This is a genomic window from Mesorhizobium sp. RCAM 05099, assembly GCF_059683685.1.
The window spans coordinates 4,128,455-4,146,297 of sequence record NZ_CM185035.1 but is presented as its reverse complement, the minus strand read 5'-3'; the positions used below and the strand labels follow the sequence as shown (position 1 = coordinate 4,146,297).

Below are 17,843 nucleotides of genomic sequence, written 5' to 3'. Positions count from 1 at the left end.
ATCGACCACTTCACCCCAGTCGTGACGACCAGACGGGAAACAGGTCGCCGTCGGCTGGCCTCGCCGCGTGGACACCGCGGCTGATGGCGCGCGCCATGGTGGCACCGGCCGCGGCATAGAGATCGATTGCCGCGTCGGCGGTGAGTTCGACGCCACTCCGGCCGGTTGCCAGCGCGAACACGAGGTCGCCATCGGCCGGCGTATGTGTCGGCCAGATGGCGCGCACGAAGCCGTCATGCGCTGATATCGCCAGGCGTTTCGCGGCGGCCTTGGTGAGAACCGCGTCCGTGGCAATGACGGCGATGGTGGTGCTGCCGCCGGTCTCCATCTGCCTTCCGAGATCCTTGTCGCGGAATTTCAGCAGGATCTTTTTGGCGTCATCCGGCATTGGCGAGGGGTAGCCAAGTCCGCCGAATTCGTCGCCGATTTCGAACGGGGCCGCCCAAAAATAACGGGTTCGGCCGACGGTCACCGAGCCGGTCGGGTTGACGGCGGCCAGTGCGCCAACCGTGACGCCGCTTTCCAGCAGCGTCGAGGCCGAGCCGAGGCCACCCTTCAGTCCCGCGGTCAAAGCGCCGGTGCCGGCGCCGATCGTGCCGAACTGGAAATCGGCGTTGGCGGTTTGCGCTGCTTCATAGCCGAGGTCGCGATAGGGTGGATAGCGGCCCCAATCCTTGTCGCCGCCATTGCGCAGGTCGAACAGGATCGCCGCCGGCACGATCGGCACGCGGAAGCCGCCCACCTCGAAACCGATGCCGCGTTCACGCAGCGCCGCCTGCACTCCGGACGCCGCGTCGAGGCCGAAAGCCGAACCGCCCGAAAGCACCACGGCGTGGACCGCCTCGACCGAATTGTGCGGTTCCAGCAAATCGGTTTCGCGGGTGCCGGGCGCACCGCCCAGGATCTGCACTCCGGCCACCGCCGGTTCATCGCAAAGGATGGTCGTGACGCCGGATTTCAGCCTCGCATCGGAAGCATTGCCGACGCGCAGGCCGGCAACGTCCGTGATCAGATTGCGCGGGCCGGTGCGAAACATCAGTTGCTTTCCAAGGGGACGAAACGCGTGCCATCGAAGCGGAAGACGCGGTAGGGGCTCTGGCTGAGGTCGCCTTTCGCGTCGAAGCGGACCGGCCCGATCGCAGTGGTGAAATCCGGTCCGGTCAGGGCTTCGGTCAGCGGCTTGCCCGAGGTTTCGGACAGGCTTGACGCCGCCTTGGCGATCTCGACCGCCGCGTAGGCCGGTAGCGTGTAACCGTCCGGCACGATCTTTCGGGCAGAGAAGCGTTCCAGCACTTTTGGATCGGCGACATCGGCCCATTCAGGCGGAGCGATCATCAGCGTGCCGGTGGCATATGGAACGTCGCCGGGTGGCGTGCGCAAATTCTCGCCGCCGGCAAAGACGATGCCGGCAGAGAGTTGCGCGGCATCGCGGTCCATGATGGCGATGTCCTCGCCGTCGCCGCCGGCGAAGACATGCGTCGCGCCGGCCTTCTTCAGGCGGCCAACCATCCCGATCTGGTTGTCGAGCTGTGGTCGGAACGTGTCGACGAACACCGGCTTCAGCGCCGCCTGTTCGGCCGCCGCCCGCAGCGTCTCGGCGATCTCGCGGCCATAGATGGTGCCGTCGTCGGTGATGGCGAACAGCTCGTTCTGCCACAGACGGGTGAGGGCAGAGGCGACGGCATTGCGCTCATCGTCGCCGCGTGGCCCGAGGCGATAGATCGGCCAGCCGGTCTTGGCGCGGCGGTCGGTCAGGCTTTCTGTTCGTACGCCAACGGTAATGACCGGAATGTTGGCGTCCTTCAGGATCGGCATTGCTGCCTCGATCGCATCGGTGCAGAGAAAGCCGACCACGACATTGACCTTGGCCGCTACGAATTCCTTAGCCGCGGCGCTGCCGCCATCAGCGGTGCAGGCATCATCCGTGATCTTGAGCTCGATGCCATTCGCTTCGGCCGCCAGGCTGGTGCCGGCCTCGATCTGCTTGCCGAGGATTGCCGATGGGCCGGACAAGGGTGCTGCGACGCCGACCAGCAGCGTCTGGGCGCTGGCGGCGCTGGCCAGGAACAGCCAGACCAGTGCGGCAGATATCGTTGCCCCGGATCGCATCCTGTTGAAGAGTTCCTCCAAGCTGGCGACATCTCGCTGGCGCCAGTTCCCGCCAAGACCTAAAGGCTGGCTGGCCTTGGTGCAACACGCGAATTTCAGGAGATGGGCCAAGCACTTCGCTTGTGGCATGTCATGTCTAGCCATATATAGCGGTAGGGTTCTGGCTGTGGAAAATTTCCGGTGCTGAAGAAAAACGACATTGGGCCACAGGCCTATCGCGACGCGATGAGCCATTTTGCCGGCCACGTCCATGTGGTTACCACCGACGGGCCGGCCGGCAAGCGTGGTACGACGGTCATCGCGGCCTGTTCGGTGTCGGACACGCCGCCGACCATTCTGGTCTGTCTCAACCGCGAAAATGCCAAGAATGAGCTGTTCGTGGAGAATGGCAGATTTGCCTTGAACACGCTGGCGTCGCATCAGGAGCCACTGTCGATCGGCTTTTCCGGTATCACCGGACTGTCGGTGGAAGAGCGTTTTGCGCTCGGCGAATGGGACGTGATCTCGACCGGCGCGCCAACGCTGAAGGGTGCGCTCGCCGTTTTCGACTGCGAACTGATCGACACCAAGGATCTGGCCACCCATCGTGTGCTTTTTGGCAAGGTGACAGGTCTGCGTATGGGCGATAATTTGCGGCCGCTGATCTACCACGCCCGCGGCTACCACGTTCTGGACAGCGGAGCGGCGGCGTTCACGGAGAAAGAATGAGCGAGCTGAAACCGCGCGCCGCGCCGCGGACGATCGACGAGACACTCGATCTCCTGACCGGTGCGGACTATGTGGCGGACCGGTCGCTGGCGACCGTGCTTTTCCTGTCGCTGCGCATGAAACGGCCGCTGTTCCTCGAGGGCGAGGCCGGCGTCGGCAAGACCGAGATCGCCAAGGTGCTGGCGCAGGCGCTTGGCCGCCGCCTGATCCGCCTGCAGTGTTATGAAGGCCTCGACGTCTCGTCCGCCGTCTACGAGTGGAATTACGCCGCGCAAATGATCGAAATCCGTATGGAGGAGGCGGCGGGCAAGGTCGATCGCTCCGACATGGAGCGCAACGTCTTCTCCGAAAAATACCTGATCCGCCGTCCGGTGCTCGATGCGCTCACCGGCAAGGCTGGTGCTGCCCCAGTCTTCCTGATCGATGAGCTGGATCGTACCGACGAGGCCTTCGAAGCCTTCCTGCTGGAAATCCTGTCCGACTTCCAGGTAACGGTGCCCGAACTCGGCACCATCAAGGCGGAAGAGCCGCCAATCGTCATCATCACCACCAACCGCACCCGCGAGATCCACGACGCGCTGAAACGGCGCTGCCTCTATCACTGGGTCGACTATCCCAACGCCGAGCGCGAATTGGAGATCGTGCGCCGAAAGGTGCCGCAAGCCAACCAGCGGCTCTCGGCCGAGGTGGTTTCCTTCATCCAGAAGCTGCGCCAGATCGAACTGTTCAAGGTGCCGGGTGTCGCCGAAACCATCGACTGGGCCGGCGCGCTGACCGAACTCGACAAGGTCGCGCTCGATCCGGAAACCGTGTCCGACACGATCGGCGTGCTGTTGAAATACCAGGACGACATTGCCCGCATCGAACAGGGCGAAGGCCGGCGCATCCTCAACGAGGTGAAGGCCGAGCTTTCGGCGGCGGAATAGGGTAGCGCCATGCCGGTGTCCCGCCCCGAACCCAAGGAAGCCCGGCCGGACGGACGTATCGCCGACAACATCGTCTATTTCGCCCGCACCTTGCGCAAGGCCGGCATGCGGGTCGGGCCGGCTTCGGTCAAGGACGCCATCGAGGCGGTGCTGGTTGCCGGCATCGGCTCGCGCGACGATTTCTACTGGACGCTGCACGCCGTGCTTGTTTCGCGGCACGAGGATCACGCCATTTTCGATGAAGCCTTCCGGCTGTTCTGGAAGTCACGCGAACTGATCGAAAAGATGCTGGCGATGTTTTCGCCGGTGGCGCCTGACGTCAGGGAGAAGCAGAAGCCGCGCGCCGCCGAGAATCGCGTCAGCCAGGCGATGTTCGAGGGCCATCAGAAGAACCAGCCGGCCCAGGAAATCCCGGAGATCGAGGTCGATGCCCGCTTCACCTTCTCTGGCAACGAGGTGCTGCGCGGCAAGGACTTTGCCCAAATGAACGCCGCCGAGATGGCGGATGCCAGGAAGGCAATCGCTAGGCTGCGCTTGCCCTTCGACATGGTGAGGACCCGGCGTTTCAAAGCCGACGCGCATGGCCGCCGCATTGACCCGCGCGCCATGATGCGCTCGGCGGCGCGAACCGGCGGCGACCTGATCCTGCCGAAATTCCGCTCACCGCGCGAAGTTCACCCGCCGCTGGTTGTGCTGGCCGACATTTCCGGCTCGATGAGCCAATACACGCGCATCTTCCTGCATTTCCTGCATGCGCTGACCGAAAAGCGCCGGCGCGTGCACACGTTCGTCTTCGGCACCAGGCTGACCAATCTGACCCGGCAGATGCGCCACCGCGATCCCGATGCCGCACTTGCCGACTGTTCGGCGGCGGTGAAGGACTGGTCGGGCGGCACGCGCATCGGTGACACGCTGGCCGAGTTCAACCGGCTGTGGTCGCGGCGTGTGCTGGGGCAGGGCGCGGTGGTGCTTCTGATCACCGACGGGCTGGAACGCGACGATGTCGCCGGCCTGTCGGAAGAAATGGAGCGCCTACACAAGTCCTGCCGGCGGCTGATCTGGCTGAACCCGTTGCTGCGCTTTGACGGTTTCCAGGCACGTGCCCGCGGCGTCAAGGCGATGCTGCCGCATGTCGACGAATTCCGCTCGGTGCACAACCTTGATGCGCTTGCCGATCTCTGCGCGTCGCTCGACAAGACATCGGCGCAATCCGTGGATCCACGCCGATGGATGGACGCTGGCGCGAGGCACGCCGCATAGCCATATCTTTCCTACCCGAAAAACAGACTCTTAGAGAAACGGTCATGGAAAACAGCATCTATCTCGATGAAGCCCGCGACCCACTTGTCATAGCCGAGGGCTGGATGAAGGACGGCAAGGACGTGGCCATCGCCACGGTGGTCGAGACCTGGGGGTCGGCGCCTCGCCCCGTGGGCAGCCATCTGGTCATCGACGCCGACGGCAATTTCCACGGCTCTGTTTCGGGCGGTTGCGTCGAAGGCGCGGTGGTGGCCGAAGCGATCGACGTGATCGACAGCGGCAAGGCCAGGATGCTGGAATTTGGTGTTGCCGATGAAACCGCATGGCAGGTCGGCCTGTCCTGTGGCGGCCGCATCAAGGTGTACGTGGAAAGACTGGGCTGATCTGCGATGGATCCCTATGCGCTGAAAACCCTCAACGCGGAACGCCGCGCCCGCCGCGCGGCGATCCTTGTCACCGACCTTGGTGATGGACGCGACCGCATCGTGCGCGAAGGCGATCAGGTCGCCGGTGATCTCGGCGCCGCGATCGCCAAGGCGTTCCGCACCGGTAATTCCGGTTCGGTCGGGGCCGAAGGGCGGACCTTCTTTCTTAATGCGCACCTGCCGCGGCCGCGCCTGGTGGTGATCGGCGCGGTCCATATCAGCCAGGCGCTGGCGCCGATGGCAAAAATCGCCGGCTACCCTGTCGAGATCATCGATCCGCGCACGGCCTTCGCCACGCCCGAGCGCTTTCCCGATATTGCCTTGCATGCCGAGTGGCCGGAGGATGTGCTGAAGCGCCAGCCGCTCGACAGTTACACGGCACTTGCCGCCGTCACCCATGATCCGAAGATCGACGATTTCGCGCTGAAGGCGGCGCTCGACGCCAACTGTTTCTATGTCGGGGCGCTTGGCAGCCGCAAGACACACGCCAAGCGCGTCGAACGCTTGCTGGCGCTGGGCGCGACCGCCGACCAGATCGCCCGTATTCACGCCCCCATCGGGCTCGACATTGGTGCCGCCAGCCCGGCCGAGATCGCTGTCGCCGTTCTCGCTCAGACCATCCATGCCTTCCGCTCGCGCGGCCTCGACGTCAAGGGCGCGGCGGCGTGAAATTCGGCCCGATACCGATTGAGGCGGCTGAGGGGGCGGTGCTGGCTCATGCCACCACCGCCGGAGAGCGGCGCTTCCGCAAGGCGCACCGCCTGAGCGCGGATGATTTGTCGGAGCTGAAAGCCGCCGGGATCACCGAAGTCGTCGCCGCCGTGCTTGCCCCCGATGATCTCGGCGAGGATGCGGCAGCCGAAAAGATCGCCGCCAGCATGCGCCATCGCAATGTCGAGGCAAAGCCCGCGGCCACCGGCCGGGTTAACCTCCATGCTGAGGCGGCCGGCATCTTCACCGTCGACGTGGCGATGATCGACGCCATTAACGCCGTCGATCCGACCATCACCATCGCAACGCTGGCTCGGCATGCGCCGGTCGAGAAAGGCCAGATGGTCGCGACTGTGAAGATCATTCCCTTCGCCGTCGGCTCTGCCCTGGTCGATGCGGTCATGAAAATCTGCGCCGGGGGCGAGATCTTTGCCGTCAACGCCTATCAACCAGTGCGCGTCGGCGTCATCCAGACGGTGCTGCCGGGGATCAAGCCGAGTGTGCTCGACAAGACGCTTCGCGTCACCGAAGCGCGGCTGGCGCGCTCCGGCGGCAGGCTGACTGCGGAGCGCCGCACGCCACATGAGATCGCACCGGTGGCGGAGGCCGCGGCCTCGCTGGCGCGCGACAACGACCTGGTGGTGATTTTCGGCGCCTCGGCGATGAGCGATTTCTCCGACGTCGTTCCGGCGGCGATCGAAAGGGCCGGTGGTACTGTTATCCGCGCCGGCATGCCCGTCGATCCCGGCAATCTGCTGGTGCTCGGCACGCTTGGCGGCAAGCGCGTCATCGGCGCGCCCGGTTGCGCCCGCAGCCCGAAGGAGAACGGCTTCGACTGGGTGCTCGACCGGTTGGTTGCCGGCCTCGACGTCACCGCGAGCGACATCGCCGGCATGGGCGTCGGCGGGTTGTTGATGGAAATCCCGACGCGGCCGCAGCCGCGCGAACCGCTGCCGCAAAAAAGCCAGCTCAAGGTCGGGATCGTGCTGCTGGCGGCGGGGCGGTCGAGCCGCATGGGCGGGCCGAACAAACTCCTGGCGCTGTTCGACGGCAAGCCGCTGGTGCGCCGCACCGCCGAGCGCGCACTCGGCTCGAAGGCTTCGGGCACGATCGTCGTCACCGGCCATCAGCGCGAGCGGGTGCGCGCGGCGCTTGCGGGGCTGGATTTGACCTTCGCCGACAATCCCGATTTTGCCGACGGCCTGTCCACATCGCTGAAAGCCGGCATTGCCTATCTGCCTGAAGACTCCGCCGGCGTGATGATCGTTCTCGGTGACATGCCGGGTGTCTCGTCTGATGACCTCGACAGGTTGGTCGATGCGTTCCGCAAGGCCGGAGGCAATTCGGTGGTCCGCGCCTCGCACCAGGGCAAGCGCGGCAACCCGGTGCTGTTGCCACGCTCGCTGTTTCCGGCGATCGCCCATCTCGAAGGCGATACCGGCGCGCGGCATCTGGTCGAGGCCGAGGGGCTCGATGTCATCGACGTCGAGATCGGCGAAGCGGCGTCTGTCGACGTCGATACCCGCGAAGCGCTCGAAGGTGCCGGCGGCGTCCTACAGGATTGACAAACCCAAGCCGAATTACGCATGCCTGCTGGATGTCTTTCCGGTTCCGATTTTTCTGTGTCCTTGCAACCGCGGCAGCATTGGTGTCGTCGGCCGCCCAAGGTCAGACGCTGTCGCTAAAACCCTTCAAGGACGATCTCTTCGCCTATCCGGCCATGCTCTCGTCCGACACCAACGGCGCCTACACCGTCATCGACTATCGCGAGATGCGCGACATCAACCAGCGCGACGAGGTGCCCGAGCGCCGCGTGCACCCTCAATACACCGACACCGGCGTGCGCAAGGTGCAGCAGGATCTGCTGCTAAAGACCGATGCCGGCGATGTCAGACATGTTGCCGTTGGCAAGACCGAGGGTGCCGGCATCATCGTGCTTTATCTGCATGGGCAGGGTGGCAGCCGCAAGCAAGGCGTCGACGACTTCACCTTCGGTGGCAATTTCAATCGCCTCAAGAACCTGATGGCCGAAAATGGCGGCCTCTATCTGTCACCTGACTTTCCGGATTTCGGCGATACCGGCGCCGCGCAGGTCGCGGCGCTGATCGATCACTATGCCCATCAGTCGCCGGGCGCGAAAATCTTCGTCGCCTGCGGCTCGATGGGCGGCGCTCTATGCTGGAAGCTCGCCGCCCGCAAGGACACCGGTGGCCGTATCAACGGCTTGCTGCTGCTCGGCTCGCTATGGGACGAGAGTTTTTTCGCCAGTCCCGCCTTCAAGCGCCGCGTACCGGTGTTCTTCGGCCAGGGCAGCCATGACGTGGTTTTTCCCGTGGCAACCCAGGAAGCATTCTTTCGCTCGATACTGGCCAAGACAAAGAGCTACCCGACCCGCTTCGTCCGTTTCGAGACGGGCACGCACGGCACGCCGATCCGCATGACCGACTGGCGCGGCACATTGAACTGGATGCTGTCGAAGGCGCCCTGACCAACGCTGCCCGGAAGCCCCGTCCGACCTTCAGGGCGCGGTGTTGTAGTCGACGACCGTCTGCGGGTTCTCCTCGCCATCATAGGATGCGTCGACATCGTACTGAACCAGCGAAAAATCGCCATTGCGGAACAGATAGGTGCCCGATGACGAGGCATCTCCGACGCCGCGCCATTTGTTGAAGGTGGTGATCGTGTGCGCATCCTGGTCATAGTCCGAGTTGGTCGCCCAGCCAGTCGTCTGGAAGCCGATGATATGCATGGATTCGACCTTGCCTTCGCTGTCGTTGTTCACGTAGCGGATATCCATCTCCGGTTCGGTGAACTGCAACTGCCTTACGCCGGATATATCGTCGCTTATGTAGTAGATGGAGCTTTCATTGTAGGCGGCGGCCGAACAGGAGAAATGGAAAAGCCGTGTTTCCCTTTCGGGGTCGCTGGCCGCCGCATCCTTGTCCTTGTACTTGATCGAGAAAGTATCCGGCTCATTGGCGAGAAGGTTCTTGTCGCACTGGGTACCATAGGTCGCCAGAAAGGCCTTCTTGGCCTGCTCCAGCGCCGCGTCCTTCTTCGGTGGCGGTGGCCCGTCGCCGCAGCTCGGTGGCAGAGCTGCCTCGAAATCGGCAGTGGAGGGTTTCAACGCCCCTTTTTCGATGTGGATCGGATCGAAGGGCGGCGCCGCCTGGATCTGCGCATTCACCTGGCGCAGCGTGTAGCAACCGGCAAAGACCTTTTCGCCGCCGGTCTTGTCCGTGGCACGGACGGCGACAGGCACGTTGTAGAAAATACTGCTGGCCGCGCCTTCGTCGGAGACGCTGCCGGTCTCGACCTCGACCTTGTCGGTGCCGTCATAACCCTTGACGAAACTGTCGAAGTCCTTCGCCGGCTTGGTCTCTCCGAAATAACCCCAGGCGCGAGCGAATTCATGCCGGTTGATGGCGCTGTAGAGGGACCGGATGACCGCGTCGGCGCTCGACCGATCGTCCACATAGGGTGCTTCGGTAGTATCTTCGGCGGCGAGTGCTTTTTGGCCGATGGTGGCAAGGGAGAGAAAGGCAGTCGCTGCGAAAAGGGCGCGTCTCATCGGGAATCTCCGCTCGATAGGGAGACTCTACTATGGCGATTGCGGCAGCGTGGTGACGCGGTGTCAGGGCGCTTGAAGAATCGTGCATGAAGGCGCTAGGTCCTGTCCTCCGGCGTTCCGACCGGACAGGAGATTTGACGTGACGATATCGATGTACGAGGCCTCCGTGCCAGTGTTTTCGGCAAGACTGAAAGCGCTTTCCCACGTGCTGGCGGCAGCCGAACAGAATGCCCTTGACCGCAAGATCGACCCGCAGGTGTTTCTGACGGCGCGGCTCGCGCCCGACATGTTCGCCCTGACCAGGCAGGTGCAGATCGCCACCGACCATGCCAAGGGGGCACCGTCGCGGTTGGCCGGCCGCGAAGTGCCGAAATACGAGGACAATGAAGCGAGCTTCGCCGATCTGGAGGCGAGGATCGCCAAGACGATCGCGCATCTGGCGACTTTTTCGGCCGCCGACATCGACGGCTCCGATAACAAAGTGATCGAACTGAAGCTTGGCGGACGCGAAACCTCGATGGCTGGCATGCAGTATCTGCTGCATCTGGCCATGCCCAACTTCTATTTCCACCTCACCACCGCCTACGACATCCTTCGCCACAATGGCGTACCGCTGGGCAAGGCGACATTCCTGGGAACGCGCTGACGATTGCGGGCCGTCGAGGTTTCCCGGCAACAGCCGGGAAACCCTGGCAAGCGTCTAGCGAATGGACATTGCGCGTGCGATGCGCGGAAAATCGGCGGGTTTGATGCCGATGTCGGCACGGTCCGCGTTGCTCATCGAATGAAGCAACGCAAGTGCCGCGCGATACCTAAGATGTTCCTGCGGGCGCGGCCGGGCGAACATTTCAGTGAAGAAACCCATGATTCAGGCTCCTGATTGGTCCTCCACGGCTGCCAATATAGATGAATCGTGACAATTGTGCAGTGCAGCATTTGCATGCCTGCCATGTGCTGGTGATTTTTTTCGGCCGTATTTGCGCGACCGAGTGAAACTTTTGCCCGGCACGGACCGTAGGCTTGAACGCTGGCACATGGCCGGCTTTTCCTCGCCACTCCTGGCGAATTCCGGACTGCATGAAAATGCAGTCCGGCTTTTTGTTAGAGGACGACAACTGCCCGAGCAGCGGTCTGGGGACGGCTAAATTCGTCAACATCGATGGCATGCATTTTTAACGAGCCGGTTCTATGCTCTGAAGCTCGCATGGTCGGGCTAGAGGGAGGCTGACATCGCTACCACCGCCAAGCGGGATTTCGCTTCGTTGCTCGACGACCTCTTCGTCGCCTCCGACAAGAGCGAGGCGATTGAGGGCGACGAGGCCGGCGCTCGTCCGTCGATCCCGTTCGATTATCTCTCCGTTGCCGACGAGCTCCATTCCGGCCGCATCAAGGTTTCGGGCAGCGGCTTTACCACCGAATATCGCGAGGCTGGCGCTGATCTGGCGACCGAATTCGCCGCCTTGCTCGACCACGCCAAGCTGGCTCTCGCAGGCGAAGAATCAAAGCCCGAGGAAAAATTGCCGCCGATCGATCCGGAATCGATCGCCGTCGAACTCGGCCTTGATCAGCCGAAACAGCTCGCCGATTTCGGCCGCATGCGCCGCAGCTTTGCCTTCGCCAACCACCCCGATCGTGTCGCGCCGCATCTGCGCCAGCGCGCTATGATCCGGATGCAGGTGGCCAACATGCTGATCGACGAGGCCAAGCGCCGCGCGCTGGCCGGCACTCGCCGCTAAACGCTTCGGTTCACGCAAAAGTCGGCTTGCCAAGGCTTGGAGAGCGCCTCTGCTTTCCTGTAAGGTGCGGCTTCCTCCCCGCGCAGCCGCGCCAGCCTTCCCTCCGGAGCAGAATTCCATGCACAAACGCCGTCTCGGTCGGACCGATCTCCTTGTTACCCAGATATGCCTGGGTTCGATGACCTGGGGCCAGCAGAACACCGAGGCCGAAGGCCACGCCCAGATGGACCTCGCCTTCTCGCGCGGCGTCAACTTCATCGATACCGCCGAACTCTACCCGATCCCGCCCAAGGCGGAGACGCAAGGGCGAACGGAAAGGATCATCGGCAGCTGGATGAAGGCCAAGGGCAATCGCGACAAGGTGATCCTTGCCTCCAAGGTCGTCGGCCGCACGGCCAACAGCTGGTTTCGTGGCGACCGACCCTCGCAATTGGTGCGTGCGGATATTTTTGATGCCATCGACAAGTCGCTGGCCAAGCTCGGCACCGACTATCTTGACCTCTACCAGATCCACTGGCCGGAACGGGATATTCCCTGGGGCGCCAATCCGACGCGTGTCGGGGCGGTGGCTCGGCGCGCCGATGCCGACGGCGCCCCGACCAACGAAACGCCGATCGCCGAGACGCTTGCCGTCTTCGATGAATTGGTGAAGGCGGGAAAAATCCGTCATTTCGGCCTGTCGAACGAGAGCTCCTGGGGCGTGATGCGGTTTCTTGCCGAGGCCGACAAAGGGATCGGTCCGCGCGTCGCGTCGATCCAAAACGCCTACAATCTCGTCAACCGCACCTTCGAGGTGAACCTCGCCGAAGTCTGCGAGCGCGAACGGGTGTCCTTGCTCGCCTATTCGCCGCTGGCGCAGGGCTACCTGACCGGCAAATACGACCATGGCGCGCGCCCGCAGGGCTCGCGTTCGCAGCTGTTCAACCGCGGCCAGCGCTACGAGACGCCGAATGCCGCCGAGGCACAGCTTGAGTACAACGAACTGGCGCGCTCCTTTGGTCTGGAACCGGCGCTGTTTGCCAATGCCTATGTGTCGAGCAGGCCCTTCGTCACGTCGAACATTGTCGGGGCCACCAGTGTCGAGCAGCTCGACATGGCGCTGTCTTCCGTGGACGTCGCCTGGACCGAAGAGATGCAGAAGGCGGTGGATGCCATTCACCAGCGGGTCGGCAATCCCTGTCCCTGATCGGACCAGAGTGCGGAATTGAAGAGGAGTAACAAAGGGGTGGAGACAATGGTGGACTTTCCTATCGAGGCAGTGCGTGGAAAGTTTCCCGCTCTCTCCCTGAACGACAAAGGACGGCGGCGCATCTACCTCGACAACCCCGCCGGCACGCAGGTGCCACAGGCGGTGGCCGATGCGGTGTCGCGCTGCCTGCTCACCACCAATGCCAATCTCGGCGGCTATTTCGAAACGACGATCGCCGCTCAAGCTGTCGTCGACGAGGCGCATCAGGCGATGGCCGATTTCCTCGGTGCGGTGAGCCCCGAGGAAATCATCATCGGCGCCAACATGACGACGCTGACCTACCACATGTCGCGTACGCTCGGCCGGACGATGAAGCCGGGCGACGAGATCATCCTCACCCGCATGGACCATGAGGGTAATGTGTCGCCCTGGCTGCAACTTGCCGAGGACCTTGGTCTCGTCGTGCGCTGGCTGCCTTTCGACGAAAGGAGCTGGCAGGTCGAGGAGGCGGCGCTGGCCGGGCTGCTGTCGCAGAAGATGCGGCTGGTCGCTTTGAATTATGCCAGCAACCTGACCGGCTCGATCAATCGCGTGAAGGCGCTGACCGCGATCGCAAAACAGGCAGGCGCTCTGGTCTATGTCGATGCGGTGCAGTTCGCGCCGCATGGCCTGATCGATGTGCAGGACCTCGGCTGCGATTTCCTGATCTGCTCGGCCTACAAATTCTTCGGTCCGCACATGGGCATATTGTGGGGCCGGCGTGACATCATCGATGGTCTGAAGCCCTACAAATGCCGCTGCTCGTCAAACGGCCTGCCAGAGCGTTTCGAACTCGGAACACCGCAGATCGAACTGATGGCCGGCCTCACGGCCGCGGTCGATTATTTTGCCGAGTTGGGCGCGGCGGCAGGCGAGAAGGGATCGCGAAGGCAGAAGATTGCCAGGGCGTTCGCAGTGTCGATCGCCTACGAGAACCCGCTGGCGCAAAGGCTGATCGATGGCCTGTCCGATATTTCAGGCCTGACCATCCATGGCATCACCGATCTGAAGCGGGTCAGTGATCGCGTACCGACCGTTTCCTTCACCGTCGACGGCATCGTGCCGGAGACGATCGTTCGGCAGATGAACGCCGAAAACATCTTCCTGTGGTCCGGCCATAACTACGCGTGGGAGATCGTCCACCAGCTCGGCATCCCGGCCGAGCATGGCGTCGTGCGCATCGGCATCGCCCACTACAACACGGCAGCCGAAATCGACGAGACGCTGGAGAGCGTGCACCGGGTGATCGCCATGCTCAGGCAGCAGCGCTCCTGAGGCCAGCTTGGATCTTCACCGCGCCTTGCCGCCGAAGCCGGTGAGGAATGCGGTGAGGTTGTCACCGAGTTCGTCGCAGAGATAGCCACCTTCCTGCACGATGACCGTCGGCAGGCCGAGCTTGGCGATGACCTCGCCGATGCGCGAGAAGCCTGGCGTGGTTACGGAAAGCCCGCCGAACGGGTCGCCCTCGAACGCGTCAAGACCGAGCGCCACGACCAGCGCGTCTGGTGAGAAGGCACGGATGCGCTGGAACGCAACCTCAAGCGCCCCGAGAAACGCGGCGTCGGCAGATTTGCGCGGCAGAGGCAGGTTGAAATTGTAGCCGAGGCCCGGCCCTTCGCCGCGTTCGTCGGCGTGGCCCCAGAAGAATGGATAGAAACGCACCGGGTCGGCATGCAGCGAGACGGTGAGCACATCCGGCCGTGCATAAAAGATGCCTTGCGTGCCATTGCCGTGATGCAGGTCGACATCGAGGATCGCCACGCGCGATGCCGTCTTGCGCAGAACCTGGGCCGCAACCGCCGAATTGTTGATGAAGCAGAAGCCGCCGGCGACATCGGCAAACGCATGGTGGCCTGGCGGGCGACACAGCGCATAGGTGGCCGGTGCGCCTGCCATCACGGCTTCAGCGGCTTCGACCGCGCTCCAGGCGCTCCACAGCGCGCCTTGCCAGGTTTCTCCCGAGATAGGGCAGGCGGTGTCGGCCATGTGGTAGCCGGCCTGGCCGACTGCCGAGGCCGGGTAGGAGCCACTGCGCGCGATCGGATGGATGTTGGGGATCACTTCCGCCGACGCGCCCTCGATGCGCTGCCAGCGCGTATAGATGTGTTCGAGGAAATCGAGATACTCCGGCGTGTGCACCGCCGCGACCGGACCGAGCCCGTGCCTGCGCGGCCGCTCGATCGTGCAGCCGGCGGATTTTGCACCGGCTAACAATCTTTCGACCCGCTCCGGTTTTTCGGGATTGGGCTGCGCGGCACCGCTCGAAAGGAACGCCTTGGGGTCATGGCGCTTTTGCTCCTCCGCATAGAAGGCTTTCATTCCTGCTCCCCATTCTCCGGCGCGTCGGCGAAGGCAAAAAAGGCCTTGCCGACGATCTTCTGCGTCTGCTCATAGCTCGACCAGGCGATGCCCAGCCTTTCGTAAAAGGCCTTGGCGCCCTCATTGTCGCTGTCGACGGACAGTCGGAGATAAACGCCGCCTTCCTCTCGGCACTGCGCCGCGACGCGCCGCAGCAGGCGCTCGCCGATCTTGCGGCCGCGAAACCGGTCCTCGACATAGAGGTCCTGCACATAGACGCCAGGCCGCCCCATCCAGGTCGAAAAGATCGGGAAATAGAGGCACAGGCCAGCGAATTCGCCGCCGACTTCGGCAATCAGTGTCGAGAAGGCCGGTTTTTCACCAAAGCCGTAGGTTCTGAGATCGTCCGCTGTCGAGATGATTTCCTCGGGCGCGCCGATGTGCGTGCCGAGTTTCAGGATCGCCGCGTGGATCGTTTCGACATCGTCGATCCGGCCGGGGCGGATGAGGACGTCATTGGATGTTGGTTTGATCACGATCGTATCTCAGAACGCCACCCGGTCGCCACCCTTGAGAGCCAGCATGTCGCGCGCTTCGGTGGGCGTGGCAACCTCCAGCGACAGACCATCGAGAATGCCACGGATGCGGCGCACCTGATCGGCATTGGATTTCGCCAACTGGCGGCCGTCATAGAGACTGTCCTCCAGCCCGACACGGACATTGCCGCCCATTGCCGCGGCAATCGAGATCAGCGGCATCTGATTGCGGCCGGCGGCCAGCACCGAGAACTGGTAGCTGTCGCCGAACAGTTTGTCGGCGATCCGCTTCATGTGGACGAGATTGTCCGGATCGGCGCCGATGCCGCCCAGAATGCCCAGCACGAACTGGATGAACAGCGGTCCTGTCACCAGCCCCCGGTCGCGAAAATGCGCCAGCGAATAAAGGTGGCCGACATCGTAGCACTCGAATTCGAAGCGCGTGCCGCAGCCCTTGCCCAGCCTCTCGAGAACGCCTTCCATGTCGGCGAACGTGTTCTTGAAGATGGTGTCGCGCGTGGCTTCCAGCAGCTTCGGCTCCCACTCATGCTGCCATTCCCTTGGCTTGTCGAGCATCGGAAACAGCGCGAAGTTCATCGAGCCCATGTTGAGCGAGCACATTTCGGGTTCGGCCCGAAGCGGCGCCGCCAGCCGCTGGTCCAACGTCATCAGCGAGGAGCCGCCGGTGGTGATGTTGATCACCGCGTCGGTAGCCTGCTTGATGCGCGGCAGGAACTGCATGAACACGTCCGGATCGGCGGTCGGCCGCCCATCCCTGGGATCGCGGGCATGAAGATGCAGGATGGAGGCACCGGCTTCGGCGGCGGCGATTGCCTCGGTGGCGATCTGGTCCGGCGTCACCGGCAGATACGGCGACATCGACGGCGTGTGCACCGAGCCGGTAACGGCGCAGGTGATGATGACTTTACGCGGCGCCATTTCTTACCCCTGGCCTGCGACCGGCAGGTCGAGTTCGGCGGCCAGAACTTCCAGCGAGTCGCCGATAATGGAGACGATCTCGCCGACCTGCTCCGTGGTGACGATCATCGGCGGCGCGACCATGAAATTGTCGCCGTCGACGCCGCCCTTGACCCTGCGGCCGTAGATGATCAGTCCGCGCTCATAGGCGAGGTCGAGCAGCCGCTGCGTGGCTTTCTTGTTCTGGTCGATCGGTCTCAAGGTCTCGGGATCGGCAACCATCTCGGCGCCCGTGAGAAGGCCCTTGCCGCGCACGTCGGCGATGAACGGAAACCGCTTCGCCAGCCCCTTCAGCCCGTCCATCAGCACGTCGCCCATGGCAGCCGCATTGGCGATCAGGTCGAGCCGATCCATTTCGCCGAGCACGGCAAGCCCGGCGGCACAGGCCAGCGGGTTGCCGGCGTAGGTGTGGCCGTGCTGGAATCCGCCCGAGGCGAGCAGCGGCTGCACCAGCCGCATCGGTGCGGCGAGCGCGCCAAGCGGCGCGTAGCCCGAGCCCAGCCCCTTCGACAGTGCGACGATGTCGGGTTTGCAGTTCCAGTGGTCGCCACCGAGGAATTTTCCGGTGCGGCCGGCGCCGCACATCACTTCGTCGTGGATCAGCAGGATGCCGTAGCGGTCGCAGATCTCACGAATGCGCGGATAGTAGCTGTCCGGCGCCACCAGCGCCGCGGTGGCCGCACCGCCGATCGGTTCCATGATGAAGGCAACCACACTGTCTGGACCCTCGGCCAGGATCTTCTCCTCCAGCATGTCGGCATAGCGGATGCCGCGCTGTTCCATCGAAAGATTGTCGCGGTCACGCCAAGCGGTCGGCGCCGGCACGGTCGGCATCACCCGCATCATCGGCGTGAAGGTCTCGGCCAGCGCATCGTCGCCGGTAATGGAGAGCGAACCCAAGGTGCCGCCATGATAGGAGGGGAAGCGCGTGATCACTTTCCAGCGGCTTGCCCGGCCGGTGGCGACCGCCCACTGCCGCGCCAGCTTGATGCAGGACTCCGTCGCTTCCGAGCCACCCGAAACGAAGAATATACGGTCCATGCCTTCCGGCAGCTTGCCGGCCAGTTCCCGCGCCAATTCCTCCGCCGGCTCGTTTTCGAAATGCAGCCGATAGGCGAAGGTGGCACGATCCATCTGCCGTTTCATCGCGTCGAGCACGTTGCGGTTGGAATGGCCGATATTGGCGACCATCGGGCCGCTCGAGCCGTCGATGAAGCGGCGGCCGTCCTGCGTCCACATATAGATGCCTTCGGCGCGGTCGATCAGCGGCCGGCGCAGGCTGGACAGGTAGAACAGATGCGAAGGTGGCCGGGCGTCGGTGTTGGCGGCGGCGGTCTGGGGAAGGGCTTTGGACATG

19 protein-coding genes are annotated in these 17,843 nt (G+C 63.5%); 11 read left to right on the top strand and 8 right to left on the bottom strand.

All coding sequences use genetic code 11. The features are described 5' to 3' along the window. Positions 1-10: 10 nt before the first annotated feature. On the bottom strand, positions 11-1,036 hold the full coding sequence (locus tag AC56QQ_RS20535; protein ID WP_497123160.1) for a P1 family peptidase: 1,026 nt from the start codon (positions 1,034-1,036) through the stop codon (positions 11-13). Then, a complete protein-coding gene (locus AC56QQ_RS20530; protein ID WP_497123159.1) occupies positions 1,036-2,109 on the bottom strand; it encodes a branched-chain amino acid ABC transporter substrate-binding protein in 1,074 nt (357 codons plus the stop codon). The genes AC56QQ_RS20535 and AC56QQ_RS20530 overlap by 1 nt, the downstream gene beginning before the upstream one ends. A gap of 180 nt (positions 2,110-2,289) precedes the next feature. On the opposite strand from AC56QQ_RS20530, the gene AC56QQ_RS20525 reads away from it, so the two are divergent. From AC56QQ_RS20525 to AC56QQ_RS20495, 7 genes are read left to right on the top strand one after another with little or no spacing between them, the layout of a single operon-like run. Next, a complete protein-coding gene (locus AC56QQ_RS20525; RefSeq protein ID WP_489861033.1) occupies positions 2,290-2,817 on the top strand; it encodes a flavin reductase in 528 nt (175 codons plus the stop codon). After that, positions 2,814-3,743, top strand: coding sequence for an AAA family ATPase (locus AC56QQ_RS20520; RefSeq protein ID WP_091578306.1), 930 nt, complete (start codon positions 2,814-2,816; stop codon positions 3,741-3,743). The genes AC56QQ_RS20525 and AC56QQ_RS20520 overlap by 4 nt, the downstream gene beginning before the upstream one ends. A gap of 9 nt (positions 3,744-3,752) precedes the next feature. Next, a complete protein-coding gene (locus AC56QQ_RS20515) occupies positions 3,753-5,003 on the top strand; it encodes a vWA domain-containing protein (protein ID WP_497123158.1) in 1,251 nt (416 codons plus the stop codon). A 44-nt stretch (positions 5,004-5,047) separates the two neighbouring features. Beyond that, positions 5,048-5,386, top strand: coding sequence for an XdhC family protein (locus AC56QQ_RS20510; RefSeq protein ID WP_497129070.1), 339 nt, complete (start codon positions 5,048-5,050; stop codon positions 5,384-5,386). A 6-nt stretch (positions 5,387-5,392) separates the two neighbouring features. After that, a complete protein-coding gene (locus tag AC56QQ_RS20505) occupies positions 5,393-6,097 on the top strand; it encodes an XdhC family protein (RefSeq protein ID WP_497123157.1) in 705 nt (234 codons plus the stop codon). Next, positions 6,094-7,704, top strand: coding sequence for an NTP transferase domain-containing protein (locus tag AC56QQ_RS20500; protein ID WP_497123156.1), 1,611 nt, complete (start codon positions 6,094-6,096; stop codon positions 7,702-7,704). The genes AC56QQ_RS20505 and AC56QQ_RS20500 overlap by 4 nt, the downstream gene beginning before the upstream one ends. 32 nt (positions 7,705-7,736) lie before the next feature. Beyond that, entirely contained in the window at positions 7,737-8,627 is an 891-nt protein-coding gene (locus AC56QQ_RS20495; protein ID WP_497123155.1) for an alpha/beta hydrolase, read from the top strand. A gap of 30 nt (positions 8,628-8,657) precedes the next feature. Here AC56QQ_RS20495 and AC56QQ_RS20490 read toward each other — a convergent pair whose 3' ends face one another. Further along, positions 8,658-9,710 carry a DUF1176 domain-containing protein gene (locus AC56QQ_RS20490; RefSeq protein ID WP_497123154.1) on the bottom strand — a complete coding sequence of 351 codons (1,053 nt, stop codon included), beginning with the start codon at positions 9,708-9,710 and terminating at the stop codon, positions 8,658-8,660. A gap of 139 nt (positions 9,711-9,849) precedes the next feature. On the opposite strand from AC56QQ_RS20490, the gene AC56QQ_RS20485 reads away from it, so the two are divergent. Beyond that, on the top strand, positions 9,850-10,356 hold the full coding sequence (locus tag AC56QQ_RS20485) for a DUF1993 domain-containing protein (RefSeq protein ID WP_497123153.1): 507 nt from the start codon (positions 9,850-9,852) through the stop codon (positions 10,354-10,356). A gap of 54 nt (positions 10,357-10,410) precedes the next feature. On the opposite strand, the gene AC56QQ_RS20480 is transcribed toward AC56QQ_RS20485, so the two are convergent. Further along, on the bottom strand, positions 10,411-10,575 hold the full coding sequence (locus tag AC56QQ_RS20480; RefSeq protein WP_081294290.1) for a hypothetical protein: 165 nt from the start codon (positions 10,573-10,575) through the stop codon (positions 10,411-10,413). Positions 10,576-10,972: 397 nt separating this feature from the next. Here AC56QQ_RS20480 and AC56QQ_RS20475 point away from each other — a divergent pair, with 397 nt between their 5' ends. The 3 genes from AC56QQ_RS20475 to AC56QQ_RS20465 all read left to right on the top strand — a co-directional run bounded on the left by AC56QQ_RS20475 (position 10,973) and on the right by AC56QQ_RS20465 (position 13,949). Beyond that, positions 10,973-11,446 (top strand): hypothetical protein, encoded by a 474-nt coding sequence (locus AC56QQ_RS20475; RefSeq protein WP_497123152.1) that lies wholly within the window; start codon positions 10,973-10,975, stop codon positions 11,444-11,446. 118 nt (positions 11,447-11,564) lie between these two features. Further along, positions 11,565-12,632 (top strand): aldo/keto reductase, encoded by a 1,068-nt coding sequence (locus tag AC56QQ_RS20470; RefSeq protein ID WP_497123151.1) that lies wholly within the window; start codon positions 11,565-11,567, stop codon positions 12,630-12,632. A 48-nt stretch (positions 12,633-12,680) separates the two neighbouring features. Next, positions 12,681-13,949 (top strand): cysteine desulfurase-like protein, encoded by a 1,269-nt coding sequence (locus AC56QQ_RS20465; protein ID WP_497123150.1) that lies wholly within the window; start codon positions 12,681-12,683, stop codon positions 13,947-13,949. A gap of 15 nt (positions 13,950-13,964) precedes the next feature. Here the strand turns inward: AC56QQ_RS20465 and AC56QQ_RS20460 are convergent, their stop codons facing one another. From AC56QQ_RS20460 to AC56QQ_RS20445, 4 genes are read right to left on the bottom strand one after another with little or no spacing between them, the layout of a single operon-like run. Next, a complete protein-coding gene (locus tag AC56QQ_RS20460) occupies positions 13,965-14,993 on the bottom strand; it encodes a histone deacetylase family protein (RefSeq protein ID WP_497123149.1) in 1,029 nt (342 codons plus the stop codon). After that, complete coding sequence (locus AC56QQ_RS20455) at positions 14,990-15,505, bottom strand: GNAT family N-acetyltransferase (RefSeq protein ID WP_489863703.1); 516 nt, start codon at positions 15,503-15,505, stop codon at positions 14,990-14,992. The genes AC56QQ_RS20460 and AC56QQ_RS20455 overlap by 4 nt, the downstream gene beginning before the upstream one ends. A gap of 12 nt (positions 15,506-15,517) precedes the next feature. Then, a complete protein-coding gene (kce, locus tag AC56QQ_RS20450) occupies positions 15,518-16,447 on the bottom strand; it encodes a 3,5-dioxohexanoate:acetyl-CoA acetone transferase (RefSeq protein WP_256750914.1) in 930 nt (309 codons plus the stop codon). A gap of 3 nt (positions 16,448-16,450) precedes the next feature. Then, positions 16,451-17,842 (bottom strand): aminotransferase family protein, encoded by a 1,392-nt coding sequence (locus AC56QQ_RS20445; protein WP_497123148.1) that lies wholly within the window; start codon positions 17,840-17,842, stop codon positions 16,451-16,453. Between the last annotated feature and the right edge of the window lies 1 nt (position 17,843).